Origin of the sequence: Nonomuraea pusilla (assembly GCF_900109355.1) — a bacterium.
Classification (GTDB): domain Bacteria; phylum Actinomycetota; class Actinomycetes; order Streptosporangiales; family Streptosporangiaceae; genus Nonomuraea; species Nonomuraea pusilla.
Genome location: NZ_FOBF01000008.1, coordinates 354,662 through 375,325, shown reverse-complemented (window position 1 = coordinate 375,325; position 20,664 = coordinate 354,662). Strand labels below are relative to the sequence as shown.

The window sequence follows — 20,664 nt, the reverse complement described above, 5'->3', positions numbered from 1 at the left end:
ATGAGGTCTCCCACCACGAGAGTGGGTAAGGCCCCCGGTAGACGACCGGGTTGATAGGCCGGAGGTGGAAGCATGGTAACGTGTGGAGCTGACCGGTACTAATAGGCCGAGGACTTGACCATAAAGCTTTTCTTGCTCGCGTCCGCTACGCAATTCTGAGACAGCAAACGGTCTCATGGTGTTGCGGTGGTTATGGCGGGAAGGAAACACCCGGTTACATTCCGAACCCGGAAGTTAAGCTTCTCTGCGCCGATGGTACTGCACTCGGGAGGGTGTGGGAGAGTAGGTCGCCGCCGCACAAACTTTAGATGAGAAAGGGCCTCACGCCTACGCGTGGGGCCTTTTTTCATTTGTGCCGGTTCCTGAGCCGGGCTGATGTTGAAGGGTCACCCTGATGAGTGGCCCTTTTTGTTGTGGGTGGATCAGGCTGCGGTCCGGAGGATGAAGACGCCCCAGCCGAGGTAGTCCCGGCCGTATTCGAGATGCGAGCGGCGGGCCTTGGACAGGAAGTCACGCATGGCGGGAGCGTCGGGATCCGAGGGGTTGTCGCGCAGCCAGTCGCTGATCGTCCACCACTGGCTCGCCACGTACCGGTCCCAGGAGTTCTGGTCCGCGAGGACCATGTCCAGCAGTTCGAAACCGGCCTCTTCGAACCGCTGCGCCGTGCCGGCCAGCGAGGTGAAGGCGTCCTCCGGGATGTCGAGGGATTCGCACGCCTCCGGCGGAGGCGGGGACGTCCAATAGCAGTCGCCGACGAGCAGGAGGCCGTCCTGGCGGAGGTGCCGGCGCATGAGCTCCAAGGTGCCCGTGAGACCGCCGCCGATCCACGTCGCCCCCAGACAGGACACGATGTCATAAGGGTCGGACGCCACCGGATGGGAGGCCGCGTCGGCTTCGACGAACTCGACCCTGTCCGCCACGCCCAGGTGCTCCGCGCGCGTTCTGGCGCCGTCCAGGAAGACGTTGCTGATGTCCACGCCGACGCCGGTCACGCCGTGGTCGGCGGCCCAGCGGCAGAGCAGCTCACCCTTGCCGCAGGCGAGGTCGAGCTGGCGGGAGCCCGGCGCGATGCGACAGATCCTGCCGAGGAGGTCGAGCTTCTCGTCGGTCAGCGGGTTCAGGATGCGGTGCCGGGATTCGGCGATCTCGTGGAAGCGTAATGACATGGGGAGAAGTGTCCTCGAAGTGCGCTGAATCCGGGCAACTATTATCGGGATTGAGGCAGGCTCGTGGAGGTTCCCGGGCTTGCTAGGCTGGAGGGACCGGGCCACCCCACGGGTGGCCTTCGTCGCGTAAGGCCCGAAGGCGGGCGGCGACCAGCCACGGTGGACCGTCGTTGTGAGTCCGCTGGGTGAGCCAACGAAATGGACCAGAAGTGAACAGAGATAACGGACCGGACGACGGACAGCGCGGACGCGGCGACTACGGGGACAGACGCGGAGACGGTCGCAGCGGTGGCTACGGCTCCCGCGGGCGTGACGAGCGAGACTCCAGGGGCGATCGTCCGTTCCGTTCCGACGACAGGCCGCGCTCGTACGGCAGGGACGACCGCGGGCCCCGACGCGACGAGGGCTCCCAGGGTGAGCGGGGCCAGAGGCGAGAGGGCGGCTTCCGCGAGGAGCGCCGTTCCTACGGCGACCGCGACGACCGCCGCCCCTCCGGCGACCGCGAGGAGCGCCGCCCCTTCCGCGACCGCGACTCGTTCCGCGACCGTGATTCCTTCCGCTCCCGCGACGACCGCGGCCCTCGCCGTGAGGGCGGTTTCGGTGATCGTGGTCCTCGCCGTGAGGGCGGTTTCGGTGATCGTGGTCCTCGCCGTGAGGGCGGGTTCCGTGACGATCGTGGTCCCCGTCGCGAGGGCGGGTTCCGTGACGACCGGGGTCCGCGCCGTGAGGGCGGTTTCGGTGATCGTGGTCCTCGCCGTGAGGGTGGTTTCGGTGATCGTGGTCCGCGTCGTGAGGGCGGGTTCCGTGACGACCGGGGTCCTCGCCGCGAGGGTGGCTTCCGTGAGGAGCGTGGCCCGCGTCCTGAGGGCGGGTTCCGCTCTGATCGCGGTCCGCGTCGCGAGGGTGGTTTCCGTGAGGGCGGATTCCGTGACGACCGTGGTCCTCGCCGTGAGGGTGGGTTCGGTGATCGTGGTCCTCGCCGTGAGGGCGGTTTCCGTGATGACCGGGGCCCCCGTCGTGAGGGTGGCTTCCGTGATGACCGCGGTCCGCGTCGTGAGGGCGGGTTCCGTGACGACCGTCGTGAGGGCGGTGAGCGGCCGTCGTTCCGTGACCGGGATGAGCGTCGTCCGTTCCGTGATCGCGATGACCGTCGTGAGGGCGGTTTCGGCGATCGTGGTCCTCGCCGTGAGGGTGGTTTCGGCGATCGTGGTCCGCGCCGTGAGGGCGGTTTCCGTGACGACCGGGGCCCCCGTCGTGAGGGCGGTTTCCGTGACGACCGGGGTCCCCGTCGTGAGGGTGGCTTCCGTGAGGAGCGTGGCCCGGGTCCTGAGGGCGGGTTCCGCTCTGATCGCGGTCCGCGTCGCGAGGGTGGTTTCCGTGAGGGCGGATTCCGTGACGACCGTGGTCCTCGCCGTGAGGGCGGGTTCGGTGATCGTGGTCCCCGCCGTGAGGGCGGTTTCCGTGACGACCGGGGCCCCCGTCGCGAGGGTGGCTTCCGTGATGACCGCGGTCCGCGTCGCGAGGGCGGGTTCCGTGACGACCGTCGTGAGGGCTTCCGCCAGGAGCGCGGACCCCACCGCGAGGGGCGTCCCTTCTCCCGTGAGGAGGGTCCTGAGGGTGGCAGCCGTTCCCGGTACGGACGTCCCGAGGGTGAGGGCGAGGCGCCGAGGCGCGAGCGCCTGCCCGAGATTGCGCCCGACATCAGCGTGGACGAGCTCGACAAGGAGGTGCGCGACGAGCTGCGCTCCCTGCCGGGTGACCTCGCCGAGCTGGTCGGAAACCACCTTGTGGCGGCGGAGCGCGCGCTCGAGGAGGACGACCCCGAGCGGGCGCACGAGCACACGAAGGTGGCACGGAGGTTCGCGGCCCGCATCGGCATCGTGCGCGAGGCGGCGGGCATCGTCGCCTACCGCGCCGGGCACTTCTCCGAGGCGCTGAGCGACCTGCGCGCCGCGAGGCGGATGACGGGTTCCGACGCGTACCTGCCCATCATGGCCGACTGCGAGCGCGGCCTCGGCCGTCCGGAGCGGGCCATCGACCTCGTACGTTCGCCTGAGGCCGAGCGTCTCGACCGGGCCGGGCGGATCGAGCTGACCATCGTCGAGTCCGGCGCCCGCCGCGACCTGGGCCAGCACGACGCCGCCGTCATCACCCTGCAGCGCCTGCCGGAGCTGCGCGACCCGCAGCCGAAGCCGTGGTCGGCGCGTCTGGCGTTCGCGTACGCCGACGCTCTTGCCGACGCGGGCCACCAGGAGGCGGCGACCGACTGGTTCGGCAGGGCGATGGCGTTCGACGAGGACGGCGAGACCGACGCCGCCGAGCGGTACGCCGAGCTGACCGGCGCCGTCATCGAGGACATCGAGGAGGACTTCGACGAGGACCTCGACGACGACGCCGCCGGCGACCTCCTCGAGGGGGAGCCCGAGGCCACGTCGGTGTCCGAGGAGACGGCGGAGTCCGAGAACGACGCGGACGACGCGGACGACGTGGACGAAGAGGCGGAGCGGCCTGAGGCGTCCGACGAACTGGACGAGGAAGACGACTTCGAGGACCTCGACGAGTCGGACGACCTCGACGAGTCCGACGAGTCCGACGGATTCGACGACGAGTCCGGTCCGGACGACGAGGACGAGCTGGATGACGAGTCCGATGAGGATGAGGAGTCGGACCTGAGCGACGAGTCCGGCGCCGAGGACGCACCTGCCTCCTCGGGCGAGGCCACGAAGGCTGCCCCTGCCGCCGCTCGTGAGGCTTCCGGAGAGCAGCCCCGGGTCGCGGAGCCGACCGAAGCGCCTGGCATCACGCCCGCGTTCATCGAGCCGCACTTCGCCGACGAACTGGACGAGACGTCCCGAAAGGACGCGAAGAACGACTGACGTCCTTGCTGCCCCGCCGTGCCGGATCCGTCCGGCACGGCGGGGCTTTTCGCTGCCTGCCGCCTGACGCTCAGGGCGGGGTGGGCCGGTTCCGGCTGTAGTCGTGAGTGAGACCGCGAGGTCGGGGAGGTCGGCGGCCTCCCGGCGCGGCCTCGCGGCGGCGGGCGAGGCGCCCTTCGTGGGCGGTTCGGGGCGAGACCCGCACCAAGCGTGACGTCCCCCTCTCCCCGGCAGCGCAGTCCGAGGTCACGCCCCGTCGGAAGTAGAGGCCGAGGTGCGCCTACCACCGGAACGGCAGTGTGACGTCCGCCTCATACTGGCGCAACGGAGGGACGAGGCATGCCTTTCACCAGGTGCTCCAGGCCGGGGTTTGTCTGTCACCGCTAGGGCAGTGTGACGTCCGCCTCTCACCAGCACAACGGAGGGACGAGGCATGCCTTTCACTAGGCGCTCCAGGGCGAGGTGCGTCTTTCACCAGCGGTCCAGTAGTGAGGTCCGCCTGCCACCGGCTCGGTGCAGGGACGAGTCACGGCTGTCGTCGGCGCACTGCCGAGGAAATGTGCCTTTCGCTGGGAGTTTGGATGAGGCGGCCGGCGGTCAGGGGGAGACGCGGTCCAGCCAGTGGAGGATGCCCGCGACGTTCGACGGCGCGCCGCTCAGCAGCTCGAACTGCTCGGCCACCCCCGGGTCCTCCGATGTCAGCGCCGCGTAACGCTCCTTGGTCCGGTCCCTCACCATGGCCACCGCGTGGTCCAGGTCCATGCCTTCGGCGTGGGCCTGGCGGGTGAGGTCCACCCAGATGCGCAGTTCCTCGGCGGACCGCTCAAGGGTCTCCTTCACCGCCTCTACCGGCCCGTAGTGGCTGAACAGCAGCCGTTGCGGGCCGAGCGCCTCGAACAGGGCGATCGAGCCGAGCGCCGTCTGCAGGTCGAAGTCCGGCGGCGGGGTGGCGGGGCGCAGGTCGCCGGTCTGCGGCAGGTAGACGCCCGCGGCGTCGCCGACGTACAGGTCGCCGGTGGCGGAGTCGATCAGGCCGACGTGGTGCTTCGCGTGGCCCGGGGAGTAGTGGCTGCTCAGCGTGCGGCCGTTGCCCAGGTCGATGGCGCCGGTGTCACCGAGGGCGACGATCCGCTCGGCCTCGGTGGGCGTCATCTCGCCGAAAAGCGTGTCGAGACTGTCCCCCCACACCATCCGCGCACTGGACATCAGCCGCGACGGGTCGGCCAGGTGACGCGCGCCCTTCTCGTGCACCACCACCTGCGCGGACGGGAAGGCCTTGGCGATGTCGCCGACGCCGCCCGCGTGGTCGAGGTGGATGTGCGTCACGACCACGGTGGCGAGGTCGTCCGGCCCGACGCCCAGAGAGGCCAGCGCGTCGCGTACGACGGGCGCCGACGTGGAGGTTCCCGTCTCCACCAGGCACGGCCGGTCGCTCAGGATCAGGTAACCGGCCGTGATGCCGGAGTACCCGGCCATCTTCGTGTCGATCTCATAGACGTCGCCGCCCAGCGCGGTGATGTTCTCCACAGGCACTCCCGGCTACCCAGCGGTTATCCCCAGAACGGCGTTCGTGCCGATCGGGCTTCACCTCATCGTAAAGACTGATCGGCGTCTGGACACCGATGGGAGGACGAAGTGGACCGTAACGAGGTCGTGCTGGTTGGAAGGCTGTCCGCGGCGGCCGAGGAGCAGGTCATGCCGAGCGGCGACACCGTGACGAAGTGGCGCGTCATCGTGCGCCGCCGCTGGGCGGGGCAACGTCCCGGCAAACGCGGCGGCTCCCTGGCCGACAGCATCCCGTGCGTGACGTTCGACGCCGCGACAGCGGAGATCGTCCGCGGGCTCAAACCGCGCGATCGGCTGGAGGTGAAGGGCTCCGTCCGCTGCCGCGTCTACGGCCCGCCGGGGGCCAAGATGTTCCGGTACGAGGTGGAGGCACGCAGCGCCGCCCCTCTCCCACCCGCCCCGCCGGAGGCGACTGAGCAGGAGCCCTCGCAGGAGGTCGGCGATGCGCCATCTCGGACGGCGCACCGTGAGCTGGACGGGCAAGGCGCGCCTCTTCCGGCGGCCCCACCGGAAACGGCCGAGCAAGAGCCTTCGCAGGAGGTCGGCGGCGGGCTTCTCCGGCATGTGCCCGGTGGGCTGGGCGGGCGAGGCGTGCTTCTCCCGCCCAGCCCGCTGCAGGCGACCGAGAAGGGGCCTGTCCAGGCAACCGGCGACGCGCCCTCTCCGGTGGGCGCAACGTGAGCCGGCGCTTCGCCCGCTCGCCTCGTCCGACTGTCAGGGGGAGCTCTCAGGAGACGGGAGGCCCGCGTCAGTCGATGGCGAAGGTGCGCAGCACCAGGCCTGTCCGGGGTTTCGGGCCGAAGGAGGTGGATTTGCGGGGCACACGCTCGCCGCCGGCCGCCACCGCCAGCACATCCTCGACCGCCAGGGGTTTGAGGATGACGGCGGTGCCGCCGGTGCTGACGGCCACTCTGAGGGCGGCTTCCGCGTCGTGGTGGACGATGCGGACGGCCTGCTCGTCGTCCTGCATGCCCCAGACCTTGGGGAGGACGAACTCGCTGAGGATCGAGGTGTTGAGCGAGTTCCAGCGGTCGGATCGGTCGGCCGGCATGGCGCGGGCCAGCTGCAACGGGTCGGGGCTGGTGAGCAGGTGCGCGCCCTCGGCGCCGGCGAGCAGGAACGCCGGGTCAGGGGCGTCCTTCAGCGCGGCCAGGCCCTGGGCCAGGTCGGGGAAGTCCTCGACCCGCCAAGCGCCCTTGGCCTTCGCCGCGGCCTCCCTCAGCGGGAGGCCGGGGATCACGCGGTGGATCGCCTTGAGCACGGGAGGGTACGCGGAGGAGTCCACGAGCAGCGCCAACCCGAAGTCCCACGGGCCGGCGACCGGCCGGTGACGCTCTTGCGGGCTGGCGTCCTCGCCTCGCCTGCCACTGTTCGCGAGCTCGCCACTCTTCGTGAGCCCGCCGCCTTCGCCGGGTTCGCTCCCACCGGGCGGCGCGTTGTCGCCGGTCGGTGACGTGCCGACGCCCTCGTGGGATGTCCGGCCTTCGGCCTGGCGGTCGCTCTGCGGAGGGCGGCTTTCGTCCGCAGTGGGGCGAAGGGGAGAGGTGCCGGGTTCGGCAGGGGTGGCGCTCTCGGCGGGGGAAGCCGGCGGGGTGGGGGATTGGGAAGTGGTGGGCTGCTCGTGGGTGGTTTGTTCCTGGCGTTGGAGGACGCGGTAGGTGGCGTACCTGTGGTGGCCGTCGGCGATCAGGGCCTGGCGGTCGTGCAGGTCGGCGTTGATGGCGGCGATCTCAGCCGGGTCCGTGATGGCCCAGAGGCGGTGCGTCAGGCCGTCCTCGGTGCGGGCCTCCACCAAGGGAGGCCGGTTGTCGGCGGTCTCGTCCACCAGGCGGGTGGCGGCGCCGTACCCGCCATCGTAGAGGAGGAAGATCGGTTCGAGGTTCGCCTGGGTGGTGCTCATGAGCGCGAGTCGGTCGGCCACGGGGCCCGGCATGACGTCCTCGTGGGGGAGGATGACGTGGTCGGCCGGGTCACGCAGCCCGACGTCGCCGATGAGGCCGCGCTGCAGCGTGCCCGGGCCGGACTGCTCGTAGACGTACAACGCCGGCTCCTCGTCGGGCACCAGCACGCCCGCCTCCAGCCAGGCACGGAGCGTGTCGCGGGCCTGTACGTACCGCAGGTGGAGCGGGGCCGTGGCGGGCAGGGGGCGGCGGCCCGACGGAGTGAGGGGCGCGCACGGCCACGACTGCTCGCCGTCGCCCTCAGGGCGGGAGGGTTGGCCGGCGGTTTGCCGTTCGGCGTCCCCCGGCCGACCCGTCGCGGGGGCCGTCGTGGCTTTCGCGTCCTGCTGAGGGGGAATGGTTGACGATGTCGTGGCGGAGTCGATCTCTGCCGAGCAGGGAAGGATCAGACGGACGACGTTGTTGGGATGCAAGTCGAGGAGGGTGCGGACGTCGGCGTCGGAGATCAGGTCGTACGGTGGGGAGGTCACCTTGGCGGGATCTTCGACAGTGAATCGCACGCCGCGGAAGGGGCGCAGCACCAGCCCGTCCTGTCCCGGCCGTTCAGGAATCCCCATACCGGGCATGTTCCCATAAATGCCTGCTGCTTCTGGGAATCGCCCCCTCGTTCCAGCCGCGCCCGCCCGCAGAGGATTCGGTGCGGGATCCGCCGATCCGCGAAGGAGGCCGCACGCATGGGTCCAAGTGGCAACGTACACGGAGAATCACAAGGAAACCCCGGCGGGGGCGTCTACGACTGGTATCAGCGTGGGGTGAAGCTCCTCAAGGACGGCAGTCCGGCCGCGGCGGCCGCGCTGCTGGAGCGGGCCGCCGCGGCCGAACCCGAATCGCGGAGCATTCTGGAGGCGCTGGCACGGGCGCAGTTCAACTCGCGCCGGTACGCGGAGGCCGCCGCCAGTTTCCGGCAGATCGTCGACGCCAATCCGGCGGAGGATTACGCCTATTTCGGACTGGGGTTGTCGTTGTGGCGCACAGGGGATCTTGAGGGTGCGCAGGAGCCGCTTGCCATCGCGGTCGCCATGCGGCCGGACGAACGGCATTACGTGTCGGCGTTGAAGAGCGTGCGGGCCACGCTGCGTGCCCGCCGGGAGATGTAGCGACCCTGCCAAGCCTCCCCCCTTGCCTGCTATCGCCCCGCCGTTCGAGTCGTTGCGGGTCGGTACGGGGCGTACTGAACTCACCAGCCCGAGGGCGGGGGCCTGGGATCGCCGGCGTGGGCGGTCGTTGGCTGTTCGGGTCGCTGAGCTGCGTAAGGCGCGCTGTCGCGGCTTGGCGGGCCGGGCAGTGCGGCCAGAGGGGGCGGCACGCATGGCCCACCGCTCGCCCTTCCCGCTCGGATGCCGATGATCGCCTTTTTCGTGAGGGCCGCCTCCCGGACGTTCAAGTGCACTGGTTCAGGGGCGGTCCGTACGGCGGGGCAGGGTGATCATCAGCCTCCGAGCGGGGTGGAGGCGGTTGGTTTGGTGCGGCGATCACCAGTCTCGGAGGGGGCGAAGACGGTCAGTGCGGTGTGGTGATCGTCGCTGTCTGGGAGGGGTGGAGGCTTTGTCTGGTGCGGCGGCGACCAACCTCCAAGAGGCGGAGACGGTCGGTGTGGTGTGGTGATCGTCGGTGCCTGGGGCGGAGGCCGTCTGTTTGGTGCGGTGGTCGCCAAGCTCGGAGAGGGCGGAGGCGGTGGGTGTGGTGTGGTGATTGTCGGTGTGTGGGAGGGGGTTCACTCGGTGCGGCCGTCACCGACCTCCCAGGGGGGAGGAAGCGCTCCTCCCCGTCATCACTGTCAGTGGGCTTCGGTGTGGTGGGCGGCGTTGGCGGTGATGGCGTCCCGCAGGTACGCGGCCAGGCCGGGGGTGGTGGCGTCCAGGGCCGCGGTGAAGCGGGGGTCGGAGACGTACAGGTCGCCCAGGCCGCGGTGGATCTCGTACGTGCAGTCGTAGAACCAGCGGGTGAGGTGGGCGCGGTGCTGTTCGGCCAGGTCCATGGCCTCGGCGCCGTCCGCAGGCAGACCGGAGCGCATCACGTCGGCGAGCCCGGCGGAGATCGCCGCCGCCTCTTCGGTGAGGCGCCGCCAGTCCTCCTTCGTGTACGAGGAGGTGCGGCGACGCGACTCGGCCCACGCGGCGGTGCCGCCCCAGGCCCGCTCCGCCTCGGCGGCGTGGGTGTCCGGGTCGAAGCCGTCGAAGAGTTCGGCGCGGTCCTCCGGGGTGAGGTTGAGTGGGGTTGACATGGTCGTCCTCTCGTCGGTCGGGTACGGGGGCGACGTTAAAGTCTCACGCGACGTAAGAGTCAAACGCGTAAAAGCCGGACAGGCGGCGCGAGGGTCCGACGGAGGAAGAGGCGGCTTTGCTCATCGACGGCTATGACACGTTGTTGCTGGATCTCGACGGTGTCGTCTACCTGGGCAGGCACGCGGTGCCGGGTGCGCCCGAGGCGCTGGAGGAGGCGCGGCGCGGGGGCGTGCGGCTGGCGTACGTGACGAACAACGCCTCGCGGACCCCCTCGGCGATCGCCGCACACCTGCGCGAACTTGGCGTACCCGCCGAGCCGGCCGACGTCGTGACCTCGGCCCAGGCGGCGGCGCGACTGGTGGCGGAGCAGGTGCCCGCCGGGGCGAACGTGCTGGTCGTCGGAGGTACCGGCCTGCGCGCGGCGGTGCGGGATCGAGGGCTGCGGCCGGTGTCCACGGCGGCTGAGGACCCGGTGGCCGTGGTGCAGGGCATCGCGCCAGGACTGTCGTACGGGCTGCTGGCCGAGGGCGCGCTGGCGGTGCGGCAGGGGGCGCTGTTCGTGGCGTCCAACAGGGACAGCACCATGCCGACCGACAGGGGGGTGGTGCCGGGGAACGGTGCGATGGTGCAGGTCATCGTGACGGCGACCGGTGTCGAGCCGGTGTACGCGGGCAAGCCCGACCCGCCGCTGCACCGCGAGTCGATGATCCGTACGGGGGCGCGGCGGCCGCTCGTCGTGGGCGACCGGCTGGACACCGACATCGAAGGGGCGCACAACGCGGGGGTGGACAGCCTGCTGGTGCTGACCGGCGTCGCCCGTCCCGTGGACCTGTTGACGGCGCCGCCCGAGCACCGGCCCACCTACCTGGGCGAGGACCTGTCGGCGCTGCTCGCGCCGTACCCGGAGGTGGAGCGGGGGACGTGCGGCGGGTGGCGGGCCCGCTGGGAGGACGGCGAACTGCGCCTGGAGGGGGCGGGGAGCCGCGTCGACGCGCTCCGCGCGGCCTGCGACGCGGCCTGGGCTGCGGCGGGCGACGGGCGCGCCGACGAGGACGCCGTCAAGCCCGCCCTCGCCCGCCTCACTTGACCGCGCCGGTCTCCCCTCCCAATCCCCGCCTCCCAATCGGCCCCGCCTGATGGCCCCGCCTGACGGCCCCGGCCTGACCGCTCAGCCTGCGCATTTGGCCGGCTGACCGTGTCAGCCCGATCGCGTGCGTCTGGTCACGGGCCTGATCGGGCAGGCCCGCGGCTGGATCGCGGATGCGACCGGCCCGTCTGACCGTGCCCCTCTGATCCGGCCCGCCTGACTGGACCCGTCTGACCGTGCTCGCCCGATCAGGCGCGCTCTGGCGGTGCCGCGATGACGGTGCGGGCTTCCTGCTCGCTGGCGGTGCCCATGTCGGCTTGGTTGTGGTGGTTCGTGGCAGGGGGCAGTTGGTCTGCGGTGTCGTTCAGCGTGGTGGCCGATGGTGGTGGGTTGCCGCTGGGAGACCGTCTCCTGGAGCGGGGCGGAGACCGCTCGTGGCGGAGGAGTCCCGTCGTTCGTCGAGACGGTCAGAGCCGGTGTTCCTACTGGCTGGGCTGAGGCGGTGGGTTCGGCGGGGAGGCGGTGCCCCCATGGGTGCGACCGCGGGTGTCACATGGGCCTTGGGGGCGTTCGCCGGTCCTGGCGTGTGGAGGCCGTGGCTCTGCTCAGAGGAGGCGGCGGAGGCGGAGGAGGTCGCCGAAGCTGGCGTCGATCTTGACGCGGCCCCCCAGCAGCGCGCGGGTGAGGTCCATCTCGCCTTCGACCAGGGCGATCAGGTCGTCGCTCGCCACCGTGAGCTTCACGTCGGCCGGCCTGCCCCCCTCGGGCTGCGCCTCCGAGAACGGGTCGAGCCCTCCGTGGTGCAGCCGTCCGTAGAAGATCAGGTCAAGGTCGGGGATGCGGCAGCTCAGCGTGCGCTCGACCACGTGCTTGGCGCGGTCGGCTTCGTCGATCTCGTCGAACTGGGCCACCAGCTTGGCCAGAGCCACCCGGCATTCCTCGACGCTTGCCATGTTGAGCATCCTTTCCACGTTCATCGGGAAGTTATCAGGGCGCGACCCATGACCCTTCAACGGGCGAGGGGGCGGCTGAGGTGCCGGACGACCGCGGGAGGCGTTACGGTCGTCTCATGAGTGTGGTGCCGGAGGAGACGGGCGACGAGCGGGCCGACGCGGTCGTGGCCGCGCTCGGCCGTCTGGCCGAGCTGCCGGTCGGCGAGCACGTGGCGGTCTTCGAGGAGGCGTTCTCGGCCTTGGAGGCCAGGCTGGCCGCCGTGGACGACCTGTGAGCCGCAGAGTACGGCTCGACAGCGAGCTGGTGCGCCGCGGGCTGGCGCGTTCGCGTGAGCAGGCGTCGCAGCTGATCGAGGCCGGAAGGGTCACGGTGGGCGGGCAGACGGCCCGCAAGCCTGCGACGCAGGTCGAGACGGCGTCGGCGATCGTGGTGGCCGCCTCGGAGGAGGGCCCCGACTACGTCTCGCGCGGAGCGCACAAGCTGCTCGGCGCGCTGGAGGCGTTCGAGGGCCTGTCGGTGGAGGGCCGCCGCTGCCTGGACGCGGGCGCCTCCACGGGGGGGTTCACGGACGTGCTGCTGCGTCACGGCGCCGCGCACGTCCTCGCCGTGGACGTCGGCTACGGCCAGCTCGCCTGGTCGCTGCGCACGGACGAGCGGGTGACCGTGATGGAACGGGTCAACGTGCGCGACCTGACCCCCGAGATGGTGGGTGAGCCGCCGACGTTGATCGTGGGTGACCTGTCGTTCATCTCGCTGCGGCTGGTGCTGCCCGCGCTGGCGTCGGTGGCGGCGCCGCGGGCCGAGTTCGTGATGCTGGTCAAGCCGCAGTTCGAGGTGGGCAAGGACCTCGTGGGGGCGGGCGGTGTCGTCCGCGATCCCGAGTTGCGGGCGGGTGCGGTGCGCGACGCGGCGCTCAAGGCGATCGAGCTGGGGCTGACGGTCAAGGGGGTGACCGCGAGTCCGCTGCCCGGCCCGTCGGGGAACGTCGAGTACCTGCTGTGGCTGGGCAAGGGCGAGACCGAGGCGCACAACGGGCGGCAAGGCGAGGCTGAGGGTCACAACGGCGGGCGAGGCGAGGCTGAGGGGCGCAGCGAGGGGCAGGGCGAGGTTGCGGGCGGCCGGCGGGTCGCCGACCTCGACGCCGAGATCCTGCGCGCCGTGGCGGAAGGGCCGCAATGAGACGGACGGTGCTGGTCGCGGCCCACACGGGACGCGGGGCCGCCGTCGACAGCGCCCGCCTGGTCGTCGACCGGCTGATCCAGGCCGGCATCACCGTGCGGGTGCTCGACACGGAGGCGGCCGAGATCGGCTGCAGCGGGGCGGAGGTGGTCCCGGCCGACCCGGGGGCGGCCAAGGACGCCGAAGTCATGATCGTGCTGGGCGGCGACGGTTCGCTGTTGCGCTCGGCGGAGCTGGCCAGGCCCGCGGGCACCCCGCTGCTCGGGGTCAACCTGGGGCACGTCGGGTTCCTGGCGGAGGCCGAGGTGGCCGACCTGGCCTCGGCGGTCGACAACGTCGTGGCGGGCCGCTACGACGTCGAGGAGCGCATGACGATCGAGGTGCTGGCCAGGCAGAACGGCCGGGTCCTCGCCGACACGTGGGCGCTGAACGAGGTCACGGTCGAAAAGCAGGAGCGCATGCTGGAGGTGGTCGCCGAGATCGACGGCCGCCCGCTGTCGCGCTGGGGCTGCGACGGCGTGATCTGCGCCACGCCGACGGGCTCCACCGCGTACGCGTTCTCGGCCGGAGGGCCGGTGGTCTGGCCCGAGGTGGAGGCCCTGCTCATGGTGCCCATCAGCGCGCACGCGCTGTTCGCCAGGCCGCTGGTGGTCTCGCCGCGTTCCACGCTGGCCGTGGAGATCCTGCCCGACACGCCCGGCGGGGTCCTGTGGTGCGACGGGCGGCGCAGGTTCGAGCTGCCGTCGGGCTCGCGGGTGGAGGTCCGCCGGTCGTCGGAGCCGGTGCGTCTGGCCCGCCTGCACGGCGTGGAGAGCACGGGCGCGCCGTTCACGGACCGGCTGGTCGCCAAGTTCGAGCTGCCCGTGCAGGGGTGGCGCGGAAGAGTCCGACCCTGAGTGAATGGGGGACGGAGCGCGTAGGATTCCGTGGGCACAGGTGTTCGGAGAGCAGTCCGACCATCAGACACGGCAGTGACGGGAGTGGCCAGTGCGACCAAGGGTCGAGGAGGTCCGCATCCAGGGGCTCGGCGTCATCGACGAGGCCGTGCTCGAGCTTTCGCCCGGCTTCAACGTGGTCACCGGCGAGACCGGGGCGGGCAAGACGATGGTCGTCACCGGGCTCGGCCTGCTGTTCGGCGGCCGGGCCGACCCTTCTCGCATCCGTCCGGGTGCCGACAGGGCGACGGTCGAGGGCACGCTGGTCATCGAGGCGGGCGGCCGCGTCGCCCAGCAGGTCGAGGACATCGGCGGCGAGGTCGAGGACGGCGAGCTGATCATCTCCAGGACGGTGTCGGCCGAGGGCAGGTCGCGGGCCTGGCTGGGCGGCCGCACGGTGCCGGTGGGCACGCTGACGTACCTGGCCGACGACCTGGTGGCCGTGCACGGCCAGATGGACCAGCAGCGGCTGCTCCAGCCGGCCAGGCAGCGGGCCGCGCTCGACAGGTACGCGGGCGAGGAGCTGGTCAAGCCGCTGAGGGCGTACACGCAGGCGTACAAGCGGCACAGGCAGGTGGCCGCGCTGCTGGAGGAGCTCACCACCAGGGCGAGGGAGCGGGCGCAGGAGGCCGACCTGCTGCGGTTCGGGCTGGAGGAGATCGAGAAGGTCGACCCCAAGCCGGGCGAGGACGCGGAGCTGCGCGAGGAGGAGGAGCGCCTGTCGCACGCCGACGCGCTGCGCACCGCCGCGGCGGCCGCGCACGGGGCGCTGCTCGGCGACCCCATGGAGGCGTCGGGGGGCGCCCGCGACGTCATCTCCCTGCTCGGCGAGGCGCGGGCGGCGGTCGAGGCGGTGCGCGCGTTCGACCCGCAGCTCGCCGGCATGGCCGACCGCCTGGCCGAGGCCGGTTACCTCATCTCCGACGTCGCCACCGACCTGGCGTCGTACGCCGAGTCGGTCGAGGCCGACCCGGCGCGGCTGGCGGCCGTGCAGGAACGCAGGTCGCTGCTGTCGGGCCTGGTGAGGAAGTACGCCGACGACAGCGCGGGCGTGCTGGCGTGGGCCCAGCGGGCGGCGTCCAGGCTGGCCGAGCTGGAGGGCGACGACGAGCGCATCGAGGAGCTGATCCGCGAGCAGGAGGAGCTGACGGCGCGGCTCACCGAGCTGGCCGCCGAGCTGACCCGCATCCGCCAGTCGGCGGCCGAGCGGTTCGGCGGCGCGGTCACGGAGGAGCTGGCCGCGCTCGCCATGCCCCACGCGAGGGTGGTCGTCCAGCTCGGCAGGAGCGAGGAGTTCGGCCCAGAGGGGGTCGACGACGTCGAGCTGCGCATGGCCGCCCACCCGGCAGCGCCGCCGCTGCCGTTGAACAAGGGCGCGTCCGGCGGCGAGCTGAGCCGCGTCATGCTGGCGATCGAGGTGGTGTTCGCGGGCGCCGACCCCGTGCCGACGTTCGTGTTCGACGAGGTCGACGCGGGTGTGGGCGGCAAGGCGGCCGTCGAGATCGGGCGCAGGCTGGCCAGGCTGGCCCGCACGGCGCAGGTCATCGTCGTCACCCACCTGCCGCAGGTGGCCGCGTTCGCCGACCAGCACCTGGTGGTCGAGAAGTCGAGCGACGGCAGCGTGGTGCGCAGCGGCGTGGTCACGCTCAACCACGAGGGACGGGTCCGCGAGCTGTCGCGCATGCTGGCCGGCATGGAGGACTCCGAGCTGGGCCGGGCACATGCGGAGGAGTTGCTGGAACTGGCCGCCGCCGACAGGTGATCTCAGGTGACATAGCGGACACGCCGGGTAGTGCGTGGCCTGCGGACTGTTCCAGCGTGGCAGGATGGTCATGATGAAGGTTCCGGGAAGGAAGATGCCGGGCCTCCGCGGCAGGAAGGTCGGCGACCTTCCCGGCGTCACGGCAGTGGCGAGAATCGACCGTCGTACCAAGAGGCTGACCAAACGGCTCAGGCCCGGGGAGATCGCGATTATCGACCATGTCGACGTCGACCGGGTCAGCGCGGAGGCGCTGGTCGCGTGCGGTGCGGCGGGGGTCGTGAACATCGCCTCCGGCATCAGCGGCCGCTACCCCAACCTGGGTCCGCAGATCCTGCTCGAAGCCGGCGTGCCGTTCGTCGACAACGCCAGCCCCGAGCTGTTCGAGCGGGTCAGGGACGGCGACGTCGTCCGCCTGCACGAGGGGGTCGTCTACCTCGGCGACGAGGTCGTCGGCAAGGGCGACGAGCAGACGACCGACGCGGTCGAGGCCGCCATGGCCGAGGCCCGCGCGGGGCTCGCCGTGCAGATCGAGGCCTTCGCCGTCAACACCATGGAGTACGTGCGGGGCGAGGGCAAGCTGCTCATCGACGGCGTGGGAGTGCCGGAGATCCGCACCCGGATGGAGGGCAGGCACGTCCTCATCGTGGTGCGCGGATACCACTACAAGGAGGACATCGCCACCCTCCGCCCCTACATCAGGGAGTACCGCCCGGTCCTCGTCGGCGTCGACGGCGGCGCCGACGCGCTCATGGAAGGCGGATACCTGCCCGACGTGATCGTGGGCGACTTCGACTCGGTCTCCGAGAAGGCCCTGACCTGCGGCGCCGAGCTGATCGTCCACGCCTACCGCGACGGCAGGGCGCCCGGCCTGGAGCGCGTGCGGCAGCTCGGCCAGGAGGCCGTGGTCTTCCCGTCCACCGGCACGAGCGAGGACATCGCGATGCTGCTCGCCGACGACAAGGGCGCCGAGCTGATCGTCGCCGTCGGCACCCACGGCACGCTGGAGGAGTTCCTCGACAAGGGCCGCTCCGGCATGGCCAGCACCTTCCTCACCCGGCTGCGCATCGGCAGCAAGCTCATCGACGCGAAGGGCGTCAGCAGGCTGTACCGTAGCCGCATCTCCACCTCCCAGCTCCTCCTCCTGGTGATCACCGCGCTGATCACCATGGGGGTCGCCCTGTTCATCTCGCCACTCAGCCAGACCTGGCTGAACGGACTGCAAGACGTCTGGAACGCGTTCATCTTCTGGCTGGTCGGACTCTTCTCGTGATCGATTTCCGCTATCACCTCGTCTCCATCGTCGCGATCTTCCTCGCGCTGGCGGTGGGCATCGTGCTGGGCACCACGCTGCTGCAGGAGCCCGCCGTGCGGCTGACGCAGGAACTGACCGCACAGCTCACGAAGACGAACGAGGATCTGCGGGCGCAGATCGACACGCTGCAGGGCAGGGAGGCGGGCAACGACGCGTTCGTCGCCGCCGCGACGCCCGCGCTCGTCGCCGGCCAGCTGGCCGGCCAGCGCGTCGTGATCGTCGAGGCGCCCGGCGCGAGCAGCACCTTCCGCGAGTCGGCCCAGCAGGTGCTCGAACAGTCCGGCGCCGAGATCACCGGCCGCGTCACGCTCACCGAGAAGTACTTCGACCCCAAGCGCTCGGGCGTGCTCGACGGCCTGGTCGGCCAGCTCAAGCCTGTCAGCATGGTCTTCCCGGCCGCCGCCACGCCCTTCGACAAGGCCGCGACGCTGCTCGCGTCCACGTTCGTCACGACCGACCCGGCCCAGGCGGGCACCGTCAACACCGCCACCGACGGCGTCGTCACCGGCTTCGAGACCGGCGGCCTGATCAACATCGACGGCGACCCGGCCAAGCGGGCCACGCTCGCCGTGGTGCTCGCGCCGGAGCGGGCCTACGAGGGGGAGAACGCCGAGACGCAGGCGGCGGCGTTCGTCTCGCTCGCCGCCGGGTTCGACACGGCGGGCAAGGGCGCCGTCGTCGCCGGGGCCGCCGCCACCTCCGCCGTCACGGGCGGCGGCATCACCGCCGTACGCGACGAGAGCGAGATCTCCAAGCGCGTGTCCACCGTCGATACGCTCGACATGCCCGCGGGCCGCGTCGTCCTCGTCTACTCTCTCCATGAGCAACTGAGCGGGCGGGCCGGGCACTACGGCGTCGGCAAGGGCGCCTCGGTGATGCAGCCCCCGCTGCCGTCCGCGACACCGACACCCACCCAGTCAGGGAGCTGACATGGCCCGTGGCCTGCTCTACGCGCTCGCCGGCGCCGCCATGGGGGCCGTGGCCGCCCGCGCCGCGCACGCCGCCTTCACCCGCAACCGCCCGGCCGACCTCACGAGCCGCTGGACCCGCAAGAACCACCGCGGCGAGCCCGTCACCCTGCTCGAAGGGCCCGCGTTCGTGGCGGGCTCCGCGGCGGCCGCCGCGCTCGCGCCCGGCCTGCCCGGCCGGGTCCGCGCGGCCGCGTTGCTCGCGGGCGGGGGCAGCGGCGCGCTCGGCGCCTACGACGACCTGTACGGCACCACCGCCTCCAAAGGGTTCAAGGGCCACCTGACCGCGCTGGCCAGGGGCGAGGTCACCAGCGGGGCCGTCAAGATCCTCGGCATCGGCGCCACCGGGCTCGGCGCGGCCGCCCTCGTCTCGGGCGGGCCGCTCGACACGTTCGTCAACGGCGCCGTGATCGCGGGGGCCGCGAACCTCGCCAACCTCTTCGACCTGCGTCCAGGACGCGCCATCAAGGTCGGGCTGCTCGCGGGCGGTCCGCTGCTGGCCGCCTCGCTGCTGCGCGACGCGCCCGCCGCGGCCGCGCTGGCCGCGGTGCCTCTCGGCGCGGCCGCCGCACTGCTGCCCGAGGACCTCGGCGAGCGGGCGATGCTCGGCGACGCGGGGGCCAACGCCCTCGGCGCGCTCCTCGGCCTGGCCGCCGTCACCCGGCTCGGCCGTCCGGGCAGGATCGCCGTGCTCGGCGGCGTCGCCGCGCTGACGGCCGCCTCGGAGAAGGTCAGCTTCACCAAGGTCATCGCGGGCAACCCCGTGCTCAACCGGATCGACATGCTCGGGCGGCGTCCCGCCGGGCCCGCCTGACGCGCGGACTGTCGGTGCGGCCTGCCAGGATGTCCTCCCAGGACGTCCGGTGAGCGAGGCGAGGGAGGCCCGGTGGGTGTCGTGACGGCGCGCGGCGTCGCCGGTGGCGCGATGCTCATCGGCGCGATCACGGTGCTGGCCCGCGTCACCGGTTTCGCCAAGCAGTACGTCTTCGCGCAGACGGTGGGCACGAACTGCCTGTCCACGGCGTACATGACGGCCAACCAGATCCCCAACATCGTCTTCGAGGTCGTCGTCGGCGGGGCGCTGGCCGGCATGGTCGTGCCCGTGCTGGCGGGCACCACCGGCGGGTCGGAGCACGAGCGGGCCCGCGCGAGCCGCATCGGGTCGGCGCTGCTGACCTGGGTCGTGGCGGTGCTGGTGCCGCTGGCCGTGCTCGCCGCGCTGTTCGCCGGGCCGATCGTCGGCCTGTTCTTCGGCGAGGCGCTGAAGAACTGCGACGTGGATCAGATCACCGCCGTCGCGGCGCGCATGCTGGTCGTCTTCGCCCCGCAGATCCCGCTGTACGGTGTCGCGGTCGTGCTCTACGGCGTGCTCCAGGCGCACAGGCGCTTCGCCGGGCCCGCGGTGGCGCCGCTCGTGTCGAGCATCGTCGTCATCGTGGCGTACCTGCTGTTCGTGCCGCTCAGCGACGGCTTCGCATCGCACGGCGACGACAGGGACGTGTTGGCGAGCCTGCCGCGACCCGCCGAGCTGGCCCTGTCGGTCGGCACCAGCCTCGGCGTGCTGTCGCTGGTGCTCGCGGTGCTGCGGCCCACGTCGGCGCTCGGGCTGCGATGGCGGCCCACGCTGCGCTTCCCCGACGGGGTGGCCGTCCAGGTGCGCAGGCTCGCACTGGCCGGGGTCGCCGCGCTGCTCGCGCAGCAGGCCGCGATGGTCGTGGTCGTGCTGCTGTCCAACAAGGCCATCGGCAACGGCGCCCTCACCGTCTACAACTACGCGTGGGCGATCTACGTCGTGCCGTACGCGGTGCTGGCCGTGCCCATCGCCACCAGCGCCTTCCCCCGGCTCGCGGCGCAGGCGGGCGACCGGGAGGCGTTCGCGGCGCTCGCGGCGCGCACCACGCGGGCGGTCGTCCTGGTGTCGGGGCTGGCCGGCGGGGTGCTCGCCGCCGCGTCCGGGCCCGGTTCCGTGGTGTTCCTCGGCGGCAAGTCCGACGTTCCCCCTGGTCAGATGGCCGCCGCCGTCGCGCTGTTCGCCCCTGGGCTGGTGGGGTACGGCCTCCTCGCCCACCTCGGCCGCGTGCTGTACGCCGCCGGGCGCGGCAGGGAGTCCGCCGCCGGCACGGTGGCGGGCTGGGTGGTCGTCATCGCGGCGCAGGCGGGGTTCGTGTGGCTGCTGCCCGAGGCATGGAAGATCGGCGGCATGGCCCTCGGGATGACCGCGGGCATGACCGCCGGGGGCGTGCTGCTGCTGGTGGCCGTCGTGAGGGCGCGCGGCCGGGCGGCCGCCGCCGGGCTGGGCCGGGCGGTGCTCGCGGCGGGCGCCGGGGGGCTGCTGGGGTACCTGGCGGGCGCGTGGGTCGCCGACCTGTTGGCTCCCCACGGGGTGGGGCCGAGCGTCGTGGTCACCGTGCTCGCCACCGTGCTCGCCGCCGCCGTGGCGCTGGCCGTCGGCTCGGCGGTGGCCGCCCTGACCGACCGCGCCGACGCCCGCGCCGTCATCGGCCTCCTGCGACGTGGCGGCGGTGCGGGCGACGGCGCGGACGGCGGTGACGGAAGCAGTGACGGCCGTGATGTTCGGTGACGCGGTGAGGGCGACCGCAGTGGCGGCAGTCACCATGGGTGACGCTGGTCACGGCGTTCCGGCCTGCCGCGCACCCCGCGTGACGCCGTGGC

The 20,664-nt window shown here is 71.9% G+C and carries 18 protein-coding genes and 2 rRNA genes; 14 read left to right on the top strand and 6 right to left on the bottom strand.

From position 1 onward, the window contains the following. Together BMX74_RS19800 and rrf are read left to right on the top strand one after the other, a co-directional pair. Positions 1 to 122, top strand: a 23S ribosomal RNA gene (locus BMX74_RS19800); the annotation flags it as partial. 60 nt (positions 123 to 182) lie between these two features. Then, positions 183 to 299, top strand: a 5S ribosomal RNA gene (gene rrf / locus BMX74_RS19795). 123 nt (positions 300 to 422) lie between these two features. Here rrf and BMX74_RS19790 read toward each other — a convergent pair. Further along, the gene (locus tag BMX74_RS19790) at positions 423 to 1,166 is read right to left on the bottom strand and encodes an SAM-dependent methyltransferase (RefSeq protein WP_055500891.1); all 744 of its coding nucleotides are present in this window, start codon (positions 1,164 to 1,166) and stop codon (positions 423 to 425) included. Between the two features lie 41 nt (positions 1,167 to 1,207). Further along, positions 1,208 to 2,743: a hypothetical protein gene (locus BMX74_RS44215; protein WP_177227405.1), complete on the bottom strand. Its 1,536-nt coding sequence runs from the start codon at positions 2,741 to 2,743 to the stop codon at positions 1,208 to 1,210. A gap of 129 nt (positions 2,744 to 2,872) precedes the next feature. On the opposite strand from BMX74_RS44215, the gene BMX74_RS19785 reads away from it, so the two are divergent. Beyond that, positions 2,873 to 4,042, top strand: coding sequence for a hypothetical protein (locus tag BMX74_RS19785; RefSeq protein ID WP_256257032.1), 1,170 nt, complete (start codon positions 2,873 to 2,875; stop codon positions 4,040 to 4,042). A 597-nt stretch (positions 4,043 to 4,639) separates the two neighbouring features. Here the strand turns inward: BMX74_RS19785 and BMX74_RS19780 are convergent. Continuing rightward, positions 4,640 to 5,569: an MBL fold metallo-hydrolase gene (locus BMX74_RS19780; protein ID WP_055500892.1), complete on the bottom strand. Its 930-nt coding sequence runs from the start codon at positions 5,567 to 5,569 to the stop codon at positions 4,640 to 4,642. A gap of 108 nt (positions 5,570 to 5,677) precedes the next feature. Here BMX74_RS19780 and BMX74_RS19775 point away from each other — a divergent pair, with 108 nt between their 5' ends. Beyond that, positions 5,678 to 6,289: a single-stranded DNA-binding protein gene (locus BMX74_RS19775; RefSeq protein WP_091101992.1), complete on the top strand. Its 612-nt coding sequence runs from the start codon at positions 5,678 to 5,680 to the stop codon at positions 6,287 to 6,289. 67 nt (positions 6,290 to 6,356) lie between these two features. Here the strand turns inward: BMX74_RS19775 and BMX74_RS45705 are convergent, their stop codons facing one another. After that, positions 6,357 to 8,126, bottom strand: a complete 1,770-nt coding sequence (locus BMX74_RS45705) for a DUF1015 family protein (RefSeq protein WP_256257031.1) — start codon at positions 8,124 to 8,126, stop codon at positions 6,357 to 6,359. 117 nt (positions 8,127 to 8,243) lie between these two features. Between BMX74_RS45705 and BMX74_RS19765 the strand changes: the two genes are divergently transcribed. Next, positions 8,244 to 8,666, top strand: a complete 423-nt coding sequence (locus tag BMX74_RS19765) for a tetratricopeptide repeat protein (protein WP_055500895.1) — start codon at positions 8,244 to 8,246, stop codon at positions 8,664 to 8,666. A 680-nt stretch (positions 8,667 to 9,346) separates the two neighbouring features. Here BMX74_RS19765 and BMX74_RS19760 read toward each other — a convergent pair. Further along, on the bottom strand, positions 9,347 to 9,793 hold the full coding sequence (locus BMX74_RS19760; RefSeq protein WP_091101988.1) for a TipAS antibiotic-recognition domain-containing protein: 447 nt from the start codon (positions 9,791 to 9,793) through the stop codon (positions 9,347 to 9,349). Between the two features lie 143 nt (positions 9,794 to 9,936). Here BMX74_RS19760 and BMX74_RS19755 point away from each other — a divergent pair, with 143 nt between their 5' ends. Next, positions 9,937 to 10,881 carry an HAD-IIA family hydrolase gene (locus BMX74_RS19755; RefSeq protein ID WP_256257030.1) on the top strand — a complete coding sequence of 315 codons (945 nt, stop codon included), beginning with the start codon at positions 9,937 to 9,939 and terminating at the stop codon, positions 10,879 to 10,881. A gap of 605 nt (positions 10,882 to 11,486) precedes the next feature. On the opposite strand, the gene BMX74_RS19750 is transcribed toward BMX74_RS19755, so the two are convergent. Then, positions 11,487 to 11,834: an SCP2 sterol-binding domain-containing protein gene (locus BMX74_RS19750; protein WP_055503704.1), complete on the bottom strand. Its 348-nt coding sequence runs from the start codon at positions 11,832 to 11,834 to the stop codon at positions 11,487 to 11,489. Between the two features lie 116 nt (positions 11,835 to 11,950). Between BMX74_RS19750 and BMX74_RS44210 the strand changes: the two genes are divergently transcribed. The 8 genes from BMX74_RS44210 (at position 11,951) to murJ (ending at position 20,572) form a co-directional block, all read left to right on the top strand. Further along, positions 11,951 to 12,109: a hypothetical protein gene (locus BMX74_RS44210; protein ID WP_176573242.1), complete on the top strand. Its 159-nt coding sequence runs from the start codon at positions 11,951 to 11,953 to the stop codon at positions 12,107 to 12,109. Further along, positions 12,106 to 13,014: a TlyA family RNA methyltransferase gene (locus BMX74_RS19745; RefSeq protein WP_091101984.1), complete on the top strand. Its 909-nt coding sequence runs from the start codon at positions 12,106 to 12,108 to the stop codon at positions 13,012 to 13,014. The genes BMX74_RS44210 and BMX74_RS19745 overlap by 4 nt, the downstream gene beginning before the upstream one ends. Then, positions 13,011 to 13,910: an NAD kinase gene (locus BMX74_RS19740; RefSeq protein WP_063791928.1), complete on the top strand. Its 900-nt coding sequence runs from the start codon at positions 13,011 to 13,013 to the stop codon at positions 13,908 to 13,910. The genes BMX74_RS19745 and BMX74_RS19740 overlap by 4 nt, the downstream gene beginning before the upstream one ends. Before the next feature lie 91 nt (positions 13,911 to 14,001). Continuing rightward, positions 14,002 to 15,711, top strand: a complete 1,710-nt coding sequence (gene recN / locus BMX74_RS19735; RefSeq protein ID WP_091101982.1) for a DNA repair protein RecN — start codon at positions 14,002 to 14,004, stop codon at positions 15,709 to 15,711. A gap of 73 nt (positions 15,712 to 15,784) precedes the next feature. Then, a complete protein-coding gene (gene steA, locus BMX74_RS19730) occupies positions 15,785 to 16,981 on the top strand; it encodes a putative cytokinetic ring protein SteA (RefSeq protein WP_055503705.1) in 1,197 nt (398 codons plus the stop codon). Next, entirely contained in the window at positions 16,978 to 17,952 is a 975-nt protein-coding gene (locus tag BMX74_RS19725) for a copper transporter (protein WP_055500900.1), read from the top strand. Before steA ends, BMX74_RS19725 begins: the two co-directional genes overlap by 4 nt. A gap of 1 nt (position 17,953) precedes the next feature. After that, positions 17,954 to 18,805, top strand: coding sequence for a hypothetical protein (locus tag BMX74_RS19720; RefSeq protein WP_055500901.1), 852 nt, complete (start codon positions 17,954 to 17,956; stop codon positions 18,803 to 18,805). Positions 18,806 to 18,877: 72 nt separating this feature from the next. Further along, positions 18,878 to 20,572 (top strand): murein biosynthesis integral membrane protein MurJ, encoded by a 1,695-nt coding sequence (gene murJ, locus BMX74_RS19715; protein WP_177227430.1) that lies wholly within the window; start codon positions 18,878 to 18,880, stop codon positions 20,570 to 20,572. The last annotated feature ends 92 nt before the right edge of the window (positions 20,573 to 20,664 follow it).

Coding starts and splice junctions, on each gene's coding strand:
- BMX74_RS19790 (WP_055500891.1), bottom strand. CDS start 1,166: ATGTCATTACGCTTCCACGAGATCGCCGAATCCCGGCACCGCATCCTG.
- BMX74_RS45705 (WP_256257031.1), bottom strand. CDS start 8,126: ATGGGGATTCCTGAACGGCCGGGACAGGACGGGCTGGTGCTGCGCCCC.
- BMX74_RS19765 (WP_055500895.1), top strand. CDS start 8,244: ATGGGTCCAAGTGGCAACGTACACGGAGAATCACAAGGAAACCCCGGC.
- BMX74_RS19760 (WP_091101988.1), bottom strand. CDS start 9,793: ATGTCAACCCCACTCAACCTCACCCCGGAGGACCGCGCCGAACTCTTC.
- BMX74_RS19750 (WP_055503704.1), bottom strand. CDS start 11,834: ATGGCAAGCGTCGAGGAATGCCGGGTGGCTCTGGCCAAGCTGGTGGCC.
- BMX74_RS44210 (WP_176573242.1), top strand. CDS start 11,951: ATGAGTGTGGTGCCGGAGGAGACGGGCGACGAGCGGGCCGACGCGGTC.
- BMX74_RS19740 (WP_063791928.1), top strand. CDS start 13,011: ATGAGACGGACGGTGCTGGTCGCGGCCCACACGGGACGCGGGGCCGCC.
- steA (WP_055503705.1), top strand. CDS start 15,785: ATGAAGGTTCCGGGAAGGAAGATGCCGGGCCTCCGCGGCAGGAAGGTC.
- BMX74_RS19720 (WP_055500901.1), top strand. CDS start 17,954: ATGGCCCGTGGCCTGCTCTACGCGCTCGCCGGCGCCGCCATGGGGGCC.